The organism is Cupriavidus sp. HY129, assembly GCF_059492215.1.
Genome location: NZ_CP083254.1, coordinates 153,530 through 170,914, shown reverse-complemented (window position 1 = coordinate 170,914; position 17,385 = coordinate 153,530). Strand labels below are relative to the sequence as shown.

Sequence of the window (17,385 nt, the reverse complement as noted above, 5' to 3'; positions counted from 1 at the left end):
CGCCGCGTGGGGGCGCCGCGCGCGGGACTCAGATGCTACGGGTACTGCGGATACTGCCGGGCGCGGCCACAAGGGCCGCACCCGTCTGCACGTCGGCGCAGATAGCGGCTTACGAGTAGATCTTCGAGCCCGTCTTCACGAACTCGATCGACTTCTCCTGCATTCCGCGTTCGGCTTCCGGCAACGATGCCGCGTAGTCGCGCACTTCCTGCGTGATCTTCATCGAGCAGAACTTCGGGCCGCACATCGAGCAGAAGTGGGCAATCTTGGCGCCTTCGGCCGGCAGCGTGGCGTCGTGGAACGAACGCGCGCGCTCGGGATCGAGACCGAGGTTGAACTGGTCTTCCCAGCGGAACTCGAAGCGCGCCTTGGACAGCGCGTTGTCGCGGAGCTGCGCGCCGGGCCAGCCCTTGGCCAGATCGGCGGCGTGCGCGGCAATCTTGTACGTGATGATGCCCTCGCGCACGTCTTCCTTGTCCGGCAGGCCCAGATGCTCCTTCGGCGTGACGTAGCACAGCATCGCGGTGCCCATCCAGCCGATGTTGGCGGCGCCAATGCCGCTGGTGATGTGGTCATAGCCCGGCGCGATGTCGGTGACCAGCGGTCCCAGCGTGTAGAACGGCGCTTCGTAGCAGTGCTTGAGCTCTTCGTCCATGTTGGCCTGGATGCGCTGCAGCGGCACGTGGCCCGGGCCTTCGATCATCACCTGCACGTCGTGCTCCCACGCCTTGGCGGTCAGTTCGCCAAGCGTGCGCAGTTCGCCGAACTGGGCGTCATCGTTCGAATCGGCGATACAGCCCGGACGCAGACCATCACCCAGGCTGAACGACACGTCGTACGCCTTCATGATTTCGCAGATCTCGTCGAAGTGCGTGTACAGGAAGTTTTCCTTGTGGTGCGCCAGACACCACTTGGCCATGATCGAACCACCGCGCGAGACGATGCCGGTCACGCGGTCGGCCGTCATCGGCACGTAGCGCAGCAGCACGCCGGCGTGGATCGTGAAGTAGTCCACGCCCTGCTCCGCCTGCTCGATCAGCGTGTCGCGGAACATTTCCCAGGTCAGGTCCTCGGCGATACCGCCGGTCTTGTCCAGCGCCTGGTAGATGGGCACCGTGCCGATAGGCACCGGCGAGTTGCGCAGGATCCACTCGCGCGTTTCGTGGATGTGCTTGCCGGTGGACAGATCCATGATGGTGTCGGCGCCCCAGCGGATCGACCACACCATCTTTTCCACTTCCTCGGCCAGCGACGACGTCACCGCCGAATTGCCCAGGTTGCCGTTGATCTTGACGCGGAAGTTGCGGCCGATCGCCATCGGCTCCAGTTCCGTGTGGTTGATGTTGGCCGGGATGATGGCGCGGCCGGCAGCCACTTCGCGGCGTACGAACTCCGGCGTCATATCTTCCGGACGCAGCGGCAGAGCGGCGCCCAGGGCGTTGCCCGGATGCTGTCGCAGCAGCGCCTTGTACTCGGGCTTGTCGTAGAGCGCCTGCAGGTTCAGCGATTCGCGCAGCGCCACGTATTCCATTTCGGGCGTGATGATGCCCTTGCGTGCGTAGTGCATCTGCGACACGTTCGCGCCGGCCTTGGCGCGGCGCGGGTTCGTCAGTTGCGCGAAGCGCAGGTGTGCCGTGGCAGGGTCATTGGCGCGTGCCAGGCCATACTCCGACGACAGGCCAGTCAGCACCTCGGTGTCGTTGCGCTCTTCGATCCACTTGGCGCGGACGGGCGGCAGGCCGGCCTTCAGGTCGATATGCACGTCCGGATCGCTGTACGGGCCCGAGGTGTCGTAGACGGGAATCGGCGGGTTCGCCATCTCGCCCTTCTCGGTGCGCGTGGCGGTCTGCAGGATCGTGCGCAGCGGCACGCGGATGTCCGGCCGGCTGCCGGTGATATAGGTCTTGCTGGAAGCCGGATAGGCGAATTTCTGGTCGAGATCGCTTTCGAGCGATTCAAACGAAGCAGCGGGGGCAGTACGGGCCATGGGTATCGTCCTCTCTCATGCGGGGATGGACGAAACCAGGAGCCCTGTGAGGTCCGTCGCGCGGCATGGCCAGCGGCGGTGTCCCGTTTGTGCGGATCAAAGTGGAAATCCGCGGGACTAGAGCAATTCGGTTCTATTTGAAACTTCCCACGCCGGTACTAGCCGGATCGGGTTCGAAGGGACTCTCTCAGCCGCCCGGCCCATCCGAACGGCACCCCTGTTTCATCCAACGGGGTGAATTTAAGCACAAGCCCCTGCCTGACGCCAGCCAAAGATCGGTTGCATCTGTCATGCGTCACAGTATCGGAATCGACATGTTGCGGTGCACGATAACGGCGGATGCAAGCAGGCTGACGGGTCTTGTGGCGGGATTCGGCAGTGTTGCGCGCGCCGTTGTTGCCGTACCATGAACCGCATCAGGCCGCCCCCTCGATCGAACTCCGCACGCAGGAGATGCCATGGACGCCACATCCTTTCCCGATGCCGGCAGTGCGCAAACCCATACGGTGTTCAACCAGGTGCCCGATCTGGCGCACTACAACCTGTTCGAGTCGGACCCCGGCCTGCGTGCCGCGCTGGATCGCCTGGGCGGCGCGTGGCACGCCGATACGCTCGCCGCATTCGGCGCGCGGCTGGGCGATCCGGAGGTGCAGGCATGGGCCGCGGACGCCAACCGATTCATCCCCGAGCTGCACACGCACAGCCGCACTGGCGAGCGGATCGACCAGGTGGAATTCCACCCATCGTGGCACAACCTGCTGACGCTGCTGCGCAGCCAGCAACTCCAGGCCCTGCCCTTCGCCCAGCCACGCCCCGGCGTCTGGGCCGCGCGCACGGTGGGCTACTTCCTGCAGGCCCAGGTTGAATCCGGCTCGCTGTGTCCCACCACGATGACGCTCGCAAGTATTCCGGTCCTGCGCAAGGAACCCGCGTTGTTCCGCGATCTCGAACCGCGCCTCTACGCTACCGAACACGATGCGCGCGACCTGCCGTGGCGCGACAAGACCGCCGTGATGATCGGCATGGGCATGACCGAGAAACAGGGTGGCTCTGACGTGCGCGCCAACACCACGGTGGCGCTGCCCGTGCGCGGCGACGGCCGGGGCGCCGAATACGCGCTGACGGGCCACAAGTGGTTTTTCTCGGCGCCGATGTGCGACGCGCATCTGGTGGTCGCCCGCATGGGCGCGGCCGACGGGCCACTATCGTGCTTCTTCGTGCCACGCTTCCGCGACGACGGCAGCAAGAATCCAGTCCAGATCCAGCGGCTCAAGGACAAGCTCGGCAACCGCTCCAACTCGAGCAGCGAAGTCGAGTTCCGCGGCACCACCGGCATCCTGATCGGCGAGGAAGGCCGGGGCATCCCCACGATCATCGAGATGGCCACCAACACGCGGCTCGACTGCGTGATCGGCAGCGCGGCGCTGCTGCGGGCCGGTCTGGTGCAGGCGCTCCACCATGCGCGGCACCGCATGGCGTTCGGCAGGCTGCTGGCGGACCAGCCGCTGATGCGCAACGTGCTGGCCGACCTGACGCTCGAATCCGAGGCCGCCACACTGATGATGATGGCGCTGGCTCATGCCTTCGAACATGCCGACGACGATCCGCTGGCCGCCGCCTGGAAGCGCGTGATGACCCCGGCGGCCAAATTCTGGATCTGCAAGCGCGCGCTGGAGGCCACCGGGGAGACGATGGAGGTCTGGGGCGGCAACGGCTACGTGGAGGACGGCCCGATGGCGCGGCTGTATCGCGAAGCGCCGGTCAACTCGATCTGGGAAGGCTCGGGCAACATCATGTGCCTGGATGTCCTGCGCGCGCTCCAGCGCGATCCTGGCGATGGCGCGCGCATCCTGCAGGATCTGGCGCGGCTGTCGAATGGTGACGCCGCCGTGCGCGCGGAGCTGGCGTCGCTGCAGGCGATGCTGCGAGAGCCCGCTGAACAGCTCGAAACCAGCGCGCGACGTTTTGCGCAAGGACTGGTGCTGACGGCACAGGCGGCGCTGATGATCGCGCACGGCAATGCCGAATCGGCGGCGCTATTCGTTGCAAGCCGGCTTGGCCGCCAGCACGGCCGCGTGTTCGGCACGCTCGACGCCGACTCCAGCACGCTGGCACGCATCGCGGCACGCGCCTGGCCCGCCTGAGGCCACCGAAAAGCAACGACAGTCCGTGCGGAGAGATCGCACGAAAGTTGATGTGCCGCAATTCACTCATCTTCATGGGGAAGCGTGCACTCCGTAAACGTTGAGGTGACGGGCAGTCGGCCCGCTGCGAAATCCAAGTCACCCAACGGACGACGCATGCCTTGCGGCGTGCGTCGAATAGCCCCATGACTATCAGCAAACGTCTGTTACTTACGCTCTCCATTGCACTGCTCGCGCTGCTCTTTGTCGGCATCGGCGGCATCTGGCAAATGAACGAATCGGAGAAACGCCTCGAGTACTTCAACGACAACACGCTAGGCAGCGTGCATGACCTGAATACCGTCGCCGAATCGGTCGCCGCAATGCGTATCGAGTTGTATCGCCACGGCCTCAGCGAGGATGCCAAGGGTCTGGCCGAGATCGAGCAACAATTCGACGAAGCCAGCAAGCGCTTTGACAGGATGATCGACAAGTACGCGCACGATAACGTCTCGGACGAGACGGACCGCACAATGCTTGCGGCCGATCGCGCCGCGGTCAAACACTATCGCGACCAGATCCCGGCTTTCTTCGAGCGCTCCCGTACCGGCGACTATGCCGGCGCGAAGCAGATGCTGACGGCCGGCGAACTGTTCAAGGCCTCCCTGGCGCTGCGTAAGGCGGTGGCCGAGCACCTTGAATACAACACCAAGCAGGGCGGGATCGCCGTGGACAACAACAAGGCCCAACATGCACGGTCTGTCAGCATTTCCCTGAGCGTGATCGTCATTACCCTCGCCCTCACGGCGATCATGGCGCTGATGCTGTTCCGGCGGATCCGAGGCAGCCTGGCGCAGATCCAGGGCTCGCTCGAGTACGTCAGCCGAACACTCGACCTCGATCATCGTGCCGTCGTGGACAGGCTCGACGAAATCGGCCTGACCGCGCAATCCTTCAACACGCTGATCGAGCGCGTGGCGAATATGTTGCGCGACGTACGTCGATCGACCGATTCGGTCGGTGTCGCGGCCGCGCAGATTGCCGCCGGGAACACCGACCTGTCCTCACGCACGGAACAACAGGCGGCCTCGCTCGAGGAGACCGCCTCGAGCATGGAGCAATTGAGCACGACTGTCCGCCAGAACGCCGACAACGCCCAGCAGGCATCGTCGCTGGCCAGCAACGCCGCGCAGGTGGCCGATGAAGGCAACCAGGCGGTCAACCAGATGGTGGAGACGATGGGCGCGATCAGCACCAGTTCCGGGCGCATCGCCGAGATCACGAACATGATCGAAGGCATTGCGTTCCAGACCAACATCCTCGCGCTCAATGCCGCCGTGGAGGCAGCGCGCGCCGGAGAACAGGGCCGCGGTTTCGCCGTGGTGGCGGGCGAAGTGCGCAGCCTGGCGCAACGGTCTTCCAGCGCTGCCAAGGAAATCAAGGATCTGATCGAAGCCTCGGCGGAAACCGTGCGTGCCGGCTCCGAGCAGGCGCATGACGTGGGCAGTACGATGACCGAAATCCAGCAAGCCGTGAAACGTGTATCGGACATCATCACGGAGATCTCGGCGGCCTCGCAGGAGCAAAGCACTGGCATCGAGCAGGTGGGACACGCAGTGGGCCAGATGGACCAGGTTACGCAGCAGAACGCGGCGCTGGTCGAAGAAGCCGCCGCCGCCGCGCAGTCGCTGGACGAGCAAGCCAGCAAGCTGCGCGAGATGGTAGGCCAGTTCAGGATGAGCGTCTGAGTACGCCGTCTGCAGTGGTCACCCGGCACGCCGCCAACGCGGCGGCGTGCGTCAATCGGCCACCACGGTTTCGAGAATCCGCAACGTCACATGCGGCGCGTAGCGAATCAGGTCGTGGGCGCGCTCGCCGATCATGATTGCCGGCGCGTTTGTGTCACCGCCGATCAGCGTCGGCATGATCGAAGCATCCACCACCCGCAGGCCCTCGATGCCGCGCACGCGCAGTTGAGGGTCCACTACCGCCAGCGGGTCCATGCCCATGCGACAGGTGCCTACCGGCTGACAGGCCGATTGCGCGTGCGCGCGAATCCAGGCCCGTGCAGCTTCGTCATTGCCGCCGTCGTCACGCAGTTGGCTCAGCCGCAGATCCTGCCCGCCGAATGCCGCAAGCGGCGCCTGCGCCAGGATACGTCGCGCGATACGCAACCCGTCGAGCAGGGCATCCATGTCCTGCGGATCCGACAGATAATGCGGATCGATCAGCGGCGCCTTGCGCGGGTCCGGCGACGCCAGCCGCACCGCGCCACGGCTGCGCGGGCGCAGCACGCTGGCATGGCACGCGTAGCCGTGCCCCAGGCGCAGGCGGCGCGTCTCGTCGTCGACGAGCCCCACCACGAAACTCAATTGCAGGTCGGGCTCGGCCAGCCCGGCGCGGCTGCGCACGAAGGCGCCTGCTTCGGCCAAGTTCGATGTCAGCATGCCCGATCGCTCGCGCCGATAGCGCAGGCTTTCGCCAATCAGCCGGAAGGCGCTGCCCAGCGAGATGCCGAACAGTTCGGACGCACGCACGCGTCGTTGCACCGAGACATCCACGTGATCCTGCAGATTGGCGCCAACGCCTGGCAGGTCGTGGACCACGGGAACGCCAAGCTCGCGCAGATGCATCATCGGCCCCACGCCGGAGGCCATCAGTAATTGCGGAGACCCGAACGCGCCTGCAGCAAGGATCACCTCCCGACGCGCGCGGATTTCCAGTTCCTTGCCGTCGCGCCACGCAACGACACCCACCGCGCGCCTGCGTTCGAACAGCACGCGCAGCACGTGCGCCCCCGTCAGCACGTGCAGGTGGCTGCGTCCGCCGTTGCTGGTCCGGTTGCGGGCATTGCCGCCGTGCAGATAGGCGCGCGCGGCATTCCATCGCTCGCCGTTGTGCTGGGTCACCTGATACCAGCCCACGCCTTCCTGCTCATCGCCGTTGAAGTCGCCGTTGCGCACGATGCCGGCACGCTGTGCTGCGTCGATGAAATGGTGCGCGAACGGGTTCGGCGAACGCAGGTCACTGACGTGCAGCGGCCCGGTGCCACCGTGAAGCGGATCGTCGTCCTCGCCGGCCAGACGCGCGTTGCACTCGGCGCGGCGGAAATACGGCAGCACGTCGACCCACGACCAGCCGTCGCAGCCGGCATCGGCCCAGGCGTCGTAGTCGGCCGGGCGGCCGCGCGTGTAGATCATGGTGGAGATCAAGGATGAGCCGCCGAGGCCGCGTCCACCCGGCAGGCTGACTCGCCTGCCGTCCAGCCCTTCCTGCGGGACGGTTCGGTATCCGACATTGCGCGAGCCGGCCCGTGGCAGGAACGCAGCGCCCGCGGCGGGTGTGCGTACCAGCACATGGTGATCGTGGCCGCCTGCCTCGAGCAGCGCGATACTGTCGTTGCCACTGTCGGCCAGCCGCCCGGCCAGCGCGCAGCCGGCCGAGCCGGCGCCCACGACGAGATAGTCAAAGGTCGCTTCCATCTGTCTCCTCGCGTGTCGGTGTCCGTACTGCCAGTCCCCAGCGGACGCGTGTCGCGAAAATCCAGTGTAGGCGCTGGCGCGGGGAGCCGTGAAGCGCGGCGATGCCACTTCGCCCAACCCGGCCGCCGCGCGGCGTTTGGTAGTCACCCTCCATTGCGATAACCGCGCGACTGGCTTATGGTGGCCGATGGTCAATCGTCAATGGCCTGCGGGCTGCCGCCCCGCCCCGGAACCAAACCGTGTCCCAGAAGGAGACCGCCAATGAGAGAAGTGCCCGCCATGTCGTCCTTGTTTGATGCAATGCGCGCAGCCTCGCGGCACGACCAGACACCGCCATGGGATGTGCGGGCCGACCGGCTGCGCCGCTTGCGCAGGCTCGTGCAGGCCAATCACGAAGCCATCTCCGCAGCCATCAGCGCGGACTTCACCAATCGTCCGCGGCAGGAGACCGCGCTGCTGGAAATCTTCCCGAGCGTGGCCGGGATCGATGACGCATTGCGGCACGGCAAGCGCTGGATGCGTGTGCGCCGCGCCAGCACCGGCCTCTGGTTCAAGCCTGGCCGCTCGCGCCTGATGCCGCAGCCGCTTGGCGTGGTCGGCATCGTGGTGCCGTGGAACTACCCGCTGTACCTGACCATCGGACCGCTGACAGGCGCGCTGGCGGCCGGCAATCGCGCGATGGTCAAGCTGTCGGAGTACACGCCACGCTTCTCCGCATTGTTCGCGCAACTGGTGCAGGCGGCCTTCGCACCCGACGAGGTGGCCGTGATCAACGGCGACGCCGACGTGGCTGCCGCCTTCAGCACCCTGCCATTCGACCACCTCCTGTTCACGGGCTCGACCAACGTCGGCCACCATGTGATGCGGGCCGCTGCGGCGAACCTCACGCCGGTCACGCTGGAACTGGGCGGCAAGTCACCCGCGATCATCGGGCCGCATGCCGATTTCGAGCGGGCCGTGGAGCGGATCCTGGTGGGCAAGCTGCTGAACGCGGGCCAGACCTGCATCGCGCCCGACTACGTGCTGGTGCAAGCCGACCAACGCGACCGCTTCGCCGAGACGGCTCGCCGCTGCGTCAGCCGGCTTTATCCCGATATCGCGCGCAACCCCGACTACACCAGCATCATCAGCCCGCGTCACTTCGACCGGCTGGAGTCGATGATCGCCGCCGCCACCGCGGCGGGGGCGCAGGCAGTGCCGCTGACCGATGCTACGCCGGACGCCGCCGCGCGCCGCCTGCCGCCGGTGCTGCTGACGGATGTGCCGGACAACGTGATGGCGATGCAGGAGGAAATCTTCGGGCCGGTACTGCCCGTGGTGACGTATCGCAGCATCGAGGACGCGATCGGCTTCGTGAACGCGCGCCCGCGCCCACTGGCGCTTTATGTGTTCGACAAGTCGGGGGATGTGGTGGACCGTGTGATGCGCCAGACCGTGGCCGGCGGCGTGACCGTCAACGACACGCTATTCCATATCGCCCAGGACGACCTGCCATTTGGCGGCGTCGGCCCGAGCGGCATGGGCGTCTATCACGGCAAGGCCGGCTTCGAGACGTTCTCGAAGCTCAAGCCGATCTTCCATCAGGCCGGCCTCAATGGCGCCGGACTGCTCAAGCCGCCCTACGGCAAGCGGTTCGAGTCGATGTTGAAGCTGCTGCTGCGCTGACAACGCCCGGCTCCCGCGCTACGGGAACGGGCGTATTTCCCACCTTCAAGCCGCCAGCATCGGCTTGCCCAGCATCTTCGACAACACAGCCTCGGGCGAGTGCGTGCGGTCACCAATGGCGGCGGGGTCCAGGTAGATGGTCTGTTCCATCATGGCCTTGCCGCGCATGGCCGCATGGAGAAGCTGGTCGCTGAACACGATCCAGGTCGAACCCGGCGGGAACTGGAATTCCTGTTGCGGCACCGACTTCTGGTAGTCGAGATCGGCCTTGGCCAGATCATGCAGCTGCAGCATGCGATGGTCGTACTCGCTGCGCGCGCGCTTGGTGATGTGCAGGGTCTTCATCAGCCAGGATTGGCCGGGCCACATCCCGTGGGTCTTCGGCACGAAGTGGCCCGCGAAATCTGCGAATGGCTCGCCCACGCGCCAGACGCGCGGTGCCTCCGGATCGATGTTGTGGAACACGCGCAGCAGGCGCTTGCCAAGCAGCGGATTCGAAGGGAACGCATCGACGTGCAGGCGCGTATCGTCCTTGCGCCAGCTCACCGGGCGTCCGGCGATCTCGCTCGGCCGCAGCGAGGTACCCGCGCGCGTCATGTGCGGCCCGTACTCGGGGAACAGCGCGTGGATCAGCGACTCGGTCGATTCGGCGTACCGGCGGATCAGGTTGTAGAGATCGGTCAGGTCCTGCTGGGTACCCGCCGCGCCGCGCACGGCGCCTTCGTTGGCACGCAGGTTGATGTTCTTCGACTTGCCATCCGAGTAGCGGCTATCGAGAAAACGCTCTTCTCCCGGCGCAAAGCGGAAATGCAGGTTCGGGAAATACAGCACGGCGCCTTGTTCCAGTTCACGGCGCAGCGTCGCCTGCGTCTCCGGCGAGACTTCGGGCGACCAGTCGGTGTAGGGCTGAGTACGGATCAGATCCAGAGACATAGCCATTCCATTAAGTTCGGTTTGGACCGGATTTTACCCCTACTGTGCCCGAGGTCTTGTGCAACAAGATCAACAAAAAACCCCGCGCGCTCCCGAAGGACCGGCGGGGTCTTGATCCGGCAGAACGCCCGGACGCAGCAGCAGGCGCTTACAGGCCGGCGGCAGCGCGCAGAATCGCGGCCTTGTCCGTGGCTTCCCACGAGAACTCCGGCTCCTCGCGGCCGAAGTGGCCGTAGGCGGCAGTCTTCTCGTAGATCGGACGCAGCAGGTCCAGCATCTGGACGATGCCCTTCGGACGCAGGTCGAAATGCTCCTGAACCAGCGCGGCGATCTTCTCGTCGGAGATCTTGCCGGTGCCTTCGGTGTACACGGTCACGTTGATCGGGCGGGCCACGCCGATCGCGTAGCTGACCTGCACCTGGCACTGGCGCGCCAGGCCGGCGGCCACGACGTTCTTGGCCACGTAGCGGGCGGCGTAGGCGGCCGAACGGTCCACCTTCGACGGATCCTTGCCCGAGAACGCACCGCCACCGTGCGGCGAAGCGCCACCGTAGGTATCGACGATGATCTTGCGGCCGGTGAGGCCGCAATCGCCTTGCGGGCCACCGATCACGAAACGGCCGGTCGGGTTCACCAGGTACTTGGTTTCCTTGAGCATCTCGGCCGGCAGCACCGGCTTGATGATCTCTTCGATCACGGCTTCACGGATCTGGGCCTGCGAGATGTCCGGCGCATGCTGGGTCGACAGCACCACGGTATCCACGCTGTGCGGACGGCCATCCACGTAGCGCACGGTCACCTGCGACTTGGCGTCGGGACGCAGCCAGGGCAGGCGGCCGTCACGGCGCAGCAGCGACTGGCGCTCCACCAGGCGGTGCGAGTAGTAAATCGGGAACGGCATCAGTTCCGGCGTTTCGTCGCAGGCATAGCCGAACATCAGGCCCTGGTCGCCAGCGCCCTGGTTCAGGTAGTCGTCCGACGCGCGGTCGACGCCCTGGGCGATATCGGGCGATTGCTTGTCGTAGGCCACCAGCACGGCGCAGCCCTTGTAGTCGATGCCGTACTCGGTGTTGTCGTAACCGATGCGCTTGATGGTTTCGCGCGCGACCTGGATGTAGTCGACGTTGGCAGTCGTGGTGATTTCACCCGCCAGCACGACAAGTCCCGTATTGCAAAGCGTCTCGGCCGCCACGCGGGCGTACTTGTCCTGGGCAAGGATCGCGTCCAGGACAGCATCCGAAATCTGGTCGGCTACTTTATCGGGATGGCCTTCGGAGACAGATTCCGAAGTAAAGAGGAAATCGTTCGACACGATCTGGTTTCTCCAAGTTGGCTATTGCGTGCCAGCCTCGGGAAACGATGCGGCGACGCTTTAGCGGTATTTTCAAGCCCCTCGGGTAGAGCGGCATCGCCCCGCAAGTTGTCAGTTAACTCGGCGATGCACGCTATTATACGCGCCTGCCGGCCTCGCTGCAGCGTGCCATGTTGGGTATGCCACAGGCGGCGGCCGACGCGAACCCGATACTGTTATTCTCGGCCGGCACGCTGCCGAATTTAGCCCTGACGGCGTCATGACATTTATTTTCTGGCTGATTTCCCGCTTACCACTGCGCGCGCTCCACGCGATCGGCGGCGCCCTGGGACTGCTGGCGGCACGGCTGCCAGGCCGCTACGGACGCAGACTGGAGGAGAACTTCCGCCACGCCTATCCGGATGCATCCGACGCCATGCTGGCGGAAGCCGCGCGCCACTCGGGCCGGCTGATCATGGAAATGCCGTACTTCTGGAGCCGCAAGTCCATCACGGTCCGCACGGACAACTTCGACGATCATCTCTGGCCGGAACTGGCGCGCCTGGAGGCGGCCGGCAACGGTGTGATCGTCCTGACGCCGCATCTGGGCTGCTTCGAGGTGCTGCCCCAGTCGTACGCGCGCCTGCGCCGCGTCACCGCGATGTTCAAGCCGCCGCACCAGGCATGGTTGCGCGAGTTCGTCGAACAGATGCGCAGCCGGCCCAACATGGCGATGGCCCCGGCCAATCCACGCGGCGTGCGGATGCTGGTCAAGGCCCTGAAGCGCGGCGAAGCGGTCGGCATCCTGCCGGATCAGGTGCCAAGCGGCGGCGAGGGCACCTGGGCACCGTTCTTCGGCAAGCCAGCCTATTCGATGACGCTGGTGCACCGGCTGCAGCAATTGACGAAGGCCCCGGTGGTGATGGTCTATGCCGAACGCCTGCTGAAGGGCGCGGGCTATCGCGGCCACCTGCGCATCCTGAGCGATGGCGGGATGCTGCCCGAAGATCCCGCTGCGGCGTCGGCCGTGATCAATGCGGCTATCGAAGACTTGATCACTATCGACCCGACCCAGTACCTGTGGGGGTATAACCGCTACAAGTGTCCAACCGGCGCGGAATTGCCGCCGGACACAATCGCCACCACACAGGCCACTACACGTGCCACTACACAGGCCACAACCAACAACAACATTCAATGAGCCGGATCTTCACGTGGCTCGGCATCGGTCTGCTGACGGTGCTGGGCAAACTCCCCTACCCGTTCGTGGCCCGCTTCGGCGAGGCGCTGGGCAGCATTCTGTTCATGATCCCAAACCCGCGCCGCGAAGTGGTGCGGGCCAACCTTCGGCTGTGCTTCCCGGACAAGACCGATGCGGAAATCGAGGCGATGTCGCGCGAGACCTACCGCAAGGTCTTCCGCAGCTTTGCCGAGGGCGGCATCTTCTGGACCTGCAACGAGAAAAAGATGCGCCAGCTGGTGCAGATCAACGACCAGGGCGACCTGCCCTCGCTCGACGGCTCGCCCCATATCCTGGTGACACTGCACCTGTCCGGCCTGGAAGCCGGCGCGATTCGCCTGACGATGCACCTGCGCGACACCGTGGGCCGATCGGGCGCCTCGCTCTACACGGTGCAGAAGAACGCGCTGTTCGATGATTTCCTGAAGGTCGCGCGCGGCCGCTTCGGCGCCAACATGATTTCGCGCAACGACAGCGTGCGCAACATCCTCCGCGTGCTGAAGAAAGGCGAGGCCCTGCAGCTGATCTCCGACATGGACTTCGGCGAGCGCGACTCCGAGTTCGTGCCGTTCTTCGGCGTGGAGGCGCTGACCCTGACATCGGTCTCCCGGCTGGCCCGGCTTGCGGGCGCCAAGGTCGTACCCATCTACACCGAGCAGTTGCCGGACTACAAGGGGTATGTCCTGCACATCCTGCCGCCTTGGGACGACTATCCCGGCGAAAGCGTCACCGACGACACACGGCGCATGAACGCGTTCTTCGAGGACGCCATCCGTCCGCGCGTGCCCGACTACTACTGGGTGCATAAACGCTTCAAGCACCGCCCGCCCGGCGAACCTGACATCTACTGATTACAATTCCGGACATGAAACTCCAGTTCACCAAGATGCACGGCGCCGGCAACGATTTCATCGTGCTGGACGGCATTCACCAGAAGCTCGATCTGACCGACGCGCAATGGCGCGCGCTGGCAAATCGCCATTTCGGCATCGGCGCCGACCAGATTCTGATCGTTGAAAAATCCTCGCGCGACGATGTGGATTTCCGCTACCGGATCGTCAATGCGGACGGCGGCGAAGTCGAACACTGCGGCAACGGCGCCCGTTGCTTCGTCCGCTTCGTCACGGACCGTGGCATGACCGACAAGCAGTCGGTTCGCGTGGAAGTCATGAACGGCGTCATCACGCTGAAGCTGCAGGACGACGGTCAGGTGACGGTGGACATGGGCGAGCCCGAACTCACGCCCGCCCGCGTGCCATTCATCGCCGACGGCCTGCCGACACGCGCCGAAGCCCAGGACACGCTCTACGGCCTCGAAGTCAACGGCCGCATCGAGTGGATCTCAGCCGTGTCGATGGGCAATCCGCACGCGGTGCAGATCGTGGACGACGTGGAGACATTCCCGGTGCTTCAGGACGGCCCGGTCATCGAGCACCACAAGTCGTTCCCGAACCGGGTCAATGCCGGATTCATGCAGATCGTCGACCGCAACACGGTGCGGCTGCGCGTGTTCGAACGCGGCGCGGGCGAAACGCTGGCATGCGGCACGGGCGCCTGCGCGGCCGTGGTGGCCGGCATCCGCCGCGGCTTGCTGGACTCTCCGGTCAGGGTGCACACCCACGGCGGCGACCTGACCATCGCGTGGCAGGGCGCAGGCCAGCCCGTGCAGATGACGGGCCCCGCGACGACCGTGTTCGAAGGCACTATTGACCTCTCGACGCTGCCTGCCTGACCATTGAGGCTCGCAGACACGCGGGGCCGGCCCGGTCCCGTCTTCGGGAGCACCAATGAAGCTGGACGATTTCTGCATCACCTCAGGCAAGGGGTTCAAGCTTGCCGCCTTCGACCCGGAGAGCAAGCCGTTCTCCCTGGGGGAAAAAGACGCTGACGTTGCGCATGTTGCCGACCTGTCGGCACGACTCGATGCGGAGCAGGACGTTTTCTACGCCGAGCACCGCCGCAAGCTGCTGTTCATCCTGCAGGGCATGGACACCAGCGGCAAGGACGGCACCGTGCGCTCCGTCTTCCGGAATTTCGACCCATTAGGCGTGCGTGTCGCCAGCTTCAAGGCCCCTACGGCGGAGGAACTGGCGCGCGACTATCTGTGGCGTGTGCACCTGCAGGTACCGCGCCAGGGCGAGATCGCCATCTTCAACCGTAGCCACTATGAAGACGTGCTGATCACGCGCGTGCATGACTGGATCGACGACGAAGAGTGCGAGCGTCGCTTCCGCCAGATCCGCGCGTTCGAGGAGATGTTGACGGAGACCGGGACGACGATCGTCAAATGCTTCCTGCACATTTCGAAAGCCGAGCAGAAGCGGCGACTCGAAGACCGCATCGCCGATCCGCAGAAGCACTGGAAGTTCGACATGCAGGACCTGGCCGAGCGCAAATACTGGAAGGAGTACCAGCAGCGCTACGAGGCCGCGATCGCCGCCACGGCCACGCCGGCGTGTCCCTGGTACATCGTGCCCGCGGACTCGAAAAGCCACCGCAACCTGATGGTCGCGGAGATCCTTGCGGACGTGTTCCGCAAACTCAAGCCAAGCTATCCACCGCCCAAGCCCGAGCTGGCGAAAGTGACCGTGGAATAGGCGACCGGATCAGTCGTTGCCGCCGTTGCCGCGATGCACGTCGTGGGTAACGAACGGGCGGTCCGGCCCCGGCATGGCCAGCCACTTCGGGTGCTTGAGCGTTTCGCGAATGTCCTCGAGGCCGCTGGCCCAATGCTCGTGCATCGTCAGCACGCCGAACTGGTAATCCTTCGCGCTGCCCTCGAACGACTTGTCACGATAGATCAGTTGAATCACGTTGCGCCGTGCGTCGCAGGCATGGTCCGCCGCCCGCTGATACCAGGGGTCGTTGCGCTTTGACTGTGGCACCAGCGCCAGTACTTCGCCAAGCATCCGGCGATAGTTCTGCTGCTCGCGCATGTAGTCGGTGATGGCCCGCGTGCGGCTGGAATACTGGATGTCTTTCTGGCGCTCGACCACGTCCTGCAGATTGTGCGGCAGCCCGCCACGGGCGCTCCACAGGTCCACCTGGAAAATCAGCGCATCGCGTCGCGGCTGGGCGGTCAGCACCTCTTGCAGGGGTGTGTTCGATACGAGCCCGCCGTCCCAGTAGTACTCGCCATCGATCTCGATCGCCGGGAATCCCGGCGGCAGCGCGCCCGACGCCATGAAATGCTCGGGACGCAGCGTGGTGCGCGTGTTGTCGAAGTAGGCGAAGTTGCCCGTGTGGACGTTGACGGCGCCCACCGACACGCGCATCCCCTTCGGATGATTGATCCGGTCGAAATCGGCGAACCGCTCGAGCGTGGATTTCAAAGGCGCGGTGTCGTAGTAGCTGACCCGCGTAGGGTCTTCGAAATGCGCCCAGAGGTCGGTCACCGCGCGCGGCGAGAAGAAGCCGCGTTGCCCCTCCACGATCGCACGCGCGGCGTTGAAGCTGTCGAACCAGATTCGCATCGGCTCGGGCCACGTCGGCGCGGAGTCGCTGAGCATCTCCAGCGGCAGCCCGGGCAACCACGGCTGGGCACAGATGTATTCCCAGAACGCACGCAGTTGCGCCACGCGCGTCTCGGGAGGATTGCCGGCGATGACGGCGGCGTTGAGCGCGCCGATCGAGATACCCGCGACCCAGTTGGGATGGATGCCCCCTTCGGCCAGCCCCTGGTAGACACCGGCCTGATAGGAACCAAGCGCGCCACCGCCCTGCAGCACCAGCGCGCGGATCGCATAGGCCTCATGCGGCGGCCCGTCCCCGGGCTCGACCGGCTGGCCGCAATGCTCGCTGAGCGCCGAGCCGCGCCCACTGGCGCCGCGTTTCGCCCGCTCCGGTGTGGCCTGTGACGATGAATCCTGCGGCGGACCACCCTGTTCGCCGATTTCCCTTTGGATCGCTTCCTTGTTTCGCCGCTTGACCGCCACGCCATGCTCCCAAAAAGAAACGGCCCCATCCGGGGCCGTGTTCGTTGTCAGACGCCGTACTTCTGACGATAGGCTGCCACAGCCTCCCGGGAGTTCCCGAGTGACGGGTCTTTCGACGCATCCAGATACGCCAGCAGGTCCTTGAGCGTGGCAATCGCGATCACCGGAATGCCGTATTCGCGCTGCACATCCTGCACCGCCGAATGCGTGCCGATGTTGTCGGCCGTGCCGCTCTTTTCCATGCGGTCCAGCGCGATCAGCACGGCGGCAGGCTCGGCGCCCGCGGCGCGAATCAGCTGCATCGACTCGCGCACCGAGGTACCGGCGGAGATCACGTCGTCGATGATCACGACCTTGCCCTGGAGCTTGGCGCCGACCAGCGTGCCGCCTTCGCCATGGTCCTTCGCTTCCTTGCGGTTGTAGGAGAAGCCGACGTCACGTCCCATGCCGGCCAGCGCCACCGCCGTGGCGGAGGCCAGGGTGATGCCCTTGTAGGCCGGCCCGAACAGCACGTCGAACTGCACGCCCGATTCCAGCAGGGTCTTCGCGTAGAATTGCGCCACCTGGCCCAGCATCGCGCCCTGGTTGAACAGACCGGCGTTGAAGAAGTACGGCGACTTGCGGCCAGCCTTGGTCACGAACTCGCCGAAGGACAGCACGCCTGCGTCCAGTGCAAAGCGGATGAAGGACTGGCTGAGGTCGTCCGGCGTCGTCTGCTGCGTCATCTTT

The 17,385-nt window shown here is 65.3% G+C and carries 13 protein-coding genes and 1 riboswitch; of the genes, 7 read left to right on the top strand and 6 right to left on the bottom strand.

Going from position 1 to position 17,385, the window contains the following annotated elements; all coding sequences use genetic code 11:
• Positions 1 to 109 precede the first annotated feature (109 nt).
• Positions 110 to 1,993, bottom strand: coding sequence for a phosphomethylpyrimidine synthase ThiC (gene thiC / locus K6G35_RS00820; RefSeq protein ID WP_175582377.1), 1,884 nt, complete (start codon positions 1,991 to 1,993; stop codon positions 110 to 112).
• A 121-nt stretch (positions 1,994 to 2,114) separates the two neighbouring features.
• A riboswitch (TPP riboswitch) is annotated at positions 2,115 to 2,216 on the bottom strand.
• 229 nt (positions 2,217 to 2,445) lie between these two features.
• On the opposite strand from thiC, the gene K6G35_RS00815 reads away from it, so the two are divergent.
• Together K6G35_RS00815 and K6G35_RS00810 are read left to right on the top strand one after the other, a co-directional pair.
• Positions 2,446 to 4,131 (top strand): acyl-CoA dehydrogenase family protein, encoded by a 1,686-nt coding sequence (locus tag K6G35_RS00815; protein WP_186425538.1) that lies wholly within the window; start codon positions 2,446 to 2,448, stop codon positions 4,129 to 4,131.
• Positions 4,132 to 4,316: 185 nt separating this feature from the next.
• On the top strand, positions 4,317 to 5,858 hold the full coding sequence (locus K6G35_RS00810) for a methyl-accepting chemotaxis protein (protein ID WP_008642626.1): 1,542 nt from the start codon (positions 4,317 to 4,319) through the stop codon (positions 5,856 to 5,858).
• Between the two features lie 51 nt (positions 5,859 to 5,909).
• Here K6G35_RS00810 and K6G35_RS00805 read toward each other — a convergent pair whose 3' ends face one another.
• Complete coding sequence (locus K6G35_RS00805; protein WP_035881269.1) at positions 5,910 to 7,592, bottom strand: GMC family oxidoreductase; 1,683 nt, start codon at positions 7,590 to 7,592, stop codon at positions 5,910 to 5,912.
• Positions 7,593 to 7,853: 261 nt separating this feature from the next.
• Here K6G35_RS00805 and K6G35_RS00800 point away from each other — a divergent pair, with 261 nt between their 5' ends.
• Positions 7,854 to 9,257 carry a coniferyl aldehyde dehydrogenase gene (locus K6G35_RS00800; RefSeq protein ID WP_008648552.1) on the top strand — a complete coding sequence of 468 codons (1,404 nt, stop codon included), beginning with the start codon at positions 7,854 to 7,856 and terminating at the stop codon, positions 9,255 to 9,257.
• Between the two features lie 45 nt (positions 9,258 to 9,302).
• On the opposite strand, the gene kdoO is transcribed toward K6G35_RS00800, so the two are convergent.
• A complete protein-coding gene (kdoO, locus tag K6G35_RS00795; protein ID WP_035881267.1) occupies positions 9,303 to 10,196 on the bottom strand; it encodes a Kdo hydroxylase KdoO in 894 nt (297 codons plus the stop codon).
• 142 nt (positions 10,197 to 10,338) lie between these two features.
• Positions 10,339 to 11,502, bottom strand: a complete 1,164-nt coding sequence (metK, locus tag K6G35_RS00790) for a methionine adenosyltransferase (RefSeq protein ID WP_008648556.1) — start codon at positions 11,500 to 11,502, stop codon at positions 10,339 to 10,341.
• Between the two features lie 259 nt (positions 11,503 to 11,761).
• Between metK and K6G35_RS00785 the strand changes: the two genes are divergently transcribed.
• Genes K6G35_RS00785 through K6G35_RS00770 form a run of 4 tightly spaced genes read left to right on the top strand, consistent with a single transcriptional unit; the run spans position 11,762 to position 15,318 of the window.
• Positions 11,762 to 12,682, top strand: coding sequence for a lysophospholipid acyltransferase family protein (locus K6G35_RS00785; RefSeq protein ID WP_495675995.1), 921 nt, complete (start codon positions 11,762 to 11,764; stop codon positions 12,680 to 12,682).
• Positions 12,679 to 13,572 carry a lipid A biosynthesis lauroyl acyltransferase gene (locus K6G35_RS00780; RefSeq protein ID WP_008648559.1) on the top strand — a complete coding sequence of 298 codons (894 nt, stop codon included), beginning with the start codon at positions 12,679 to 12,681 and terminating at the stop codon, positions 13,570 to 13,572. The genes K6G35_RS00785 and K6G35_RS00780 overlap by 4 nt, the downstream gene beginning before the upstream one ends.
• 14 nt (positions 13,573 to 13,586) lie before the next feature.
• Positions 13,587 to 14,453: a diaminopimelate epimerase gene (gene dapF / locus K6G35_RS00775; RefSeq protein ID WP_035881265.1), complete on the top strand. Its 867-nt coding sequence runs from the start codon at positions 13,587 to 13,589 to the stop codon at positions 14,451 to 14,453.
• A 55-nt stretch (positions 14,454 to 14,508) separates the two neighbouring features.
• The gene (locus K6G35_RS00770; RefSeq protein ID WP_008647196.1) at positions 14,509 to 15,318 is read left to right on the top strand and encodes a polyphosphate kinase 2 family protein; all 810 of its coding nucleotides are present in this window, start codon (positions 14,509 to 14,511) and stop codon (positions 15,316 to 15,318) included.
• A gap of 9 nt (positions 15,319 to 15,327) precedes the next feature.
• Here the strand turns inward: K6G35_RS00770 and K6G35_RS00765 are convergent, their stop codons facing one another.
• A complete protein-coding gene (locus K6G35_RS00765; protein WP_008647199.1) occupies positions 15,328 to 16,656 on the bottom strand; it encodes a DUF3734 domain-containing protein in 1,329 nt (442 codons plus the stop codon).
• Between the two features lie 47 nt (positions 16,657 to 16,703).
• A complete protein-coding gene (gene pyrE, locus K6G35_RS00760; protein WP_008647201.1) occupies positions 16,704 to 17,381 on the bottom strand; it encodes an orotate phosphoribosyltransferase in 678 nt (225 codons plus the stop codon).
• Between the last annotated feature and the right edge of the window lie 4 nt (positions 17,382 to 17,385).

Coding starts and splice junctions, on each gene's coding strand:
- dapF (WP_035881265.1), top strand. CDS start 13,587: ATGAAACTCCAGTTCACCAAGATGCACGGCGCCGGCAACGATTTCATC.
- pyrE (WP_008647201.1), bottom strand. CDS start 17,381: ATGACGCAGCAGACGACGCCGGACGACCTCAGCCAGTCCTTCATCCGC.
- K6G35_RS00770 (WP_008647196.1), top strand. CDS start 14,509: ATGAAGCTGGACGATTTCTGCATCACCTCAGGCAAGGGGTTCAAGCTT.
- K6G35_RS00810 (WP_008642626.1), top strand. CDS start 4,317: ATGACTATCAGCAAACGTCTGTTACTTACGCTCTCCATTGCACTGCTC.
- K6G35_RS00815 (WP_186425538.1), top strand. CDS start 2,446: ATGGACGCCACATCCTTTCCCGATGCCGGCAGTGCGCAAACCCATACG.
- K6G35_RS00780 (WP_008648559.1), top strand. CDS start 12,679: ATGAGCCGGATCTTCACGTGGCTCGGCATCGGTCTGCTGACGGTGCTG.
- kdoO (WP_035881267.1), bottom strand. CDS start 10,196: ATGGCTATGTCTCTGGATCTGATCCGTACTCAGCCCTACACCGACTGG.
- K6G35_RS00785 (WP_495675995.1), top strand. CDS start 11,762: ATGACATTTATTTTCTGGCTGATTTCCCGCTTACCACTGCGCGCGCTC.
- K6G35_RS00800 (WP_008648552.1), top strand. CDS start 7,854: ATGAGAGAAGTGCCCGCCATGTCGTCCTTGTTTGATGCAATGCGCGCA.
- K6G35_RS00805 (WP_035881269.1), bottom strand. CDS start 7,592: ATGGAAGCGACCTTTGACTATCTCGTCGTGGGCGCCGGCTCGGCCGGC.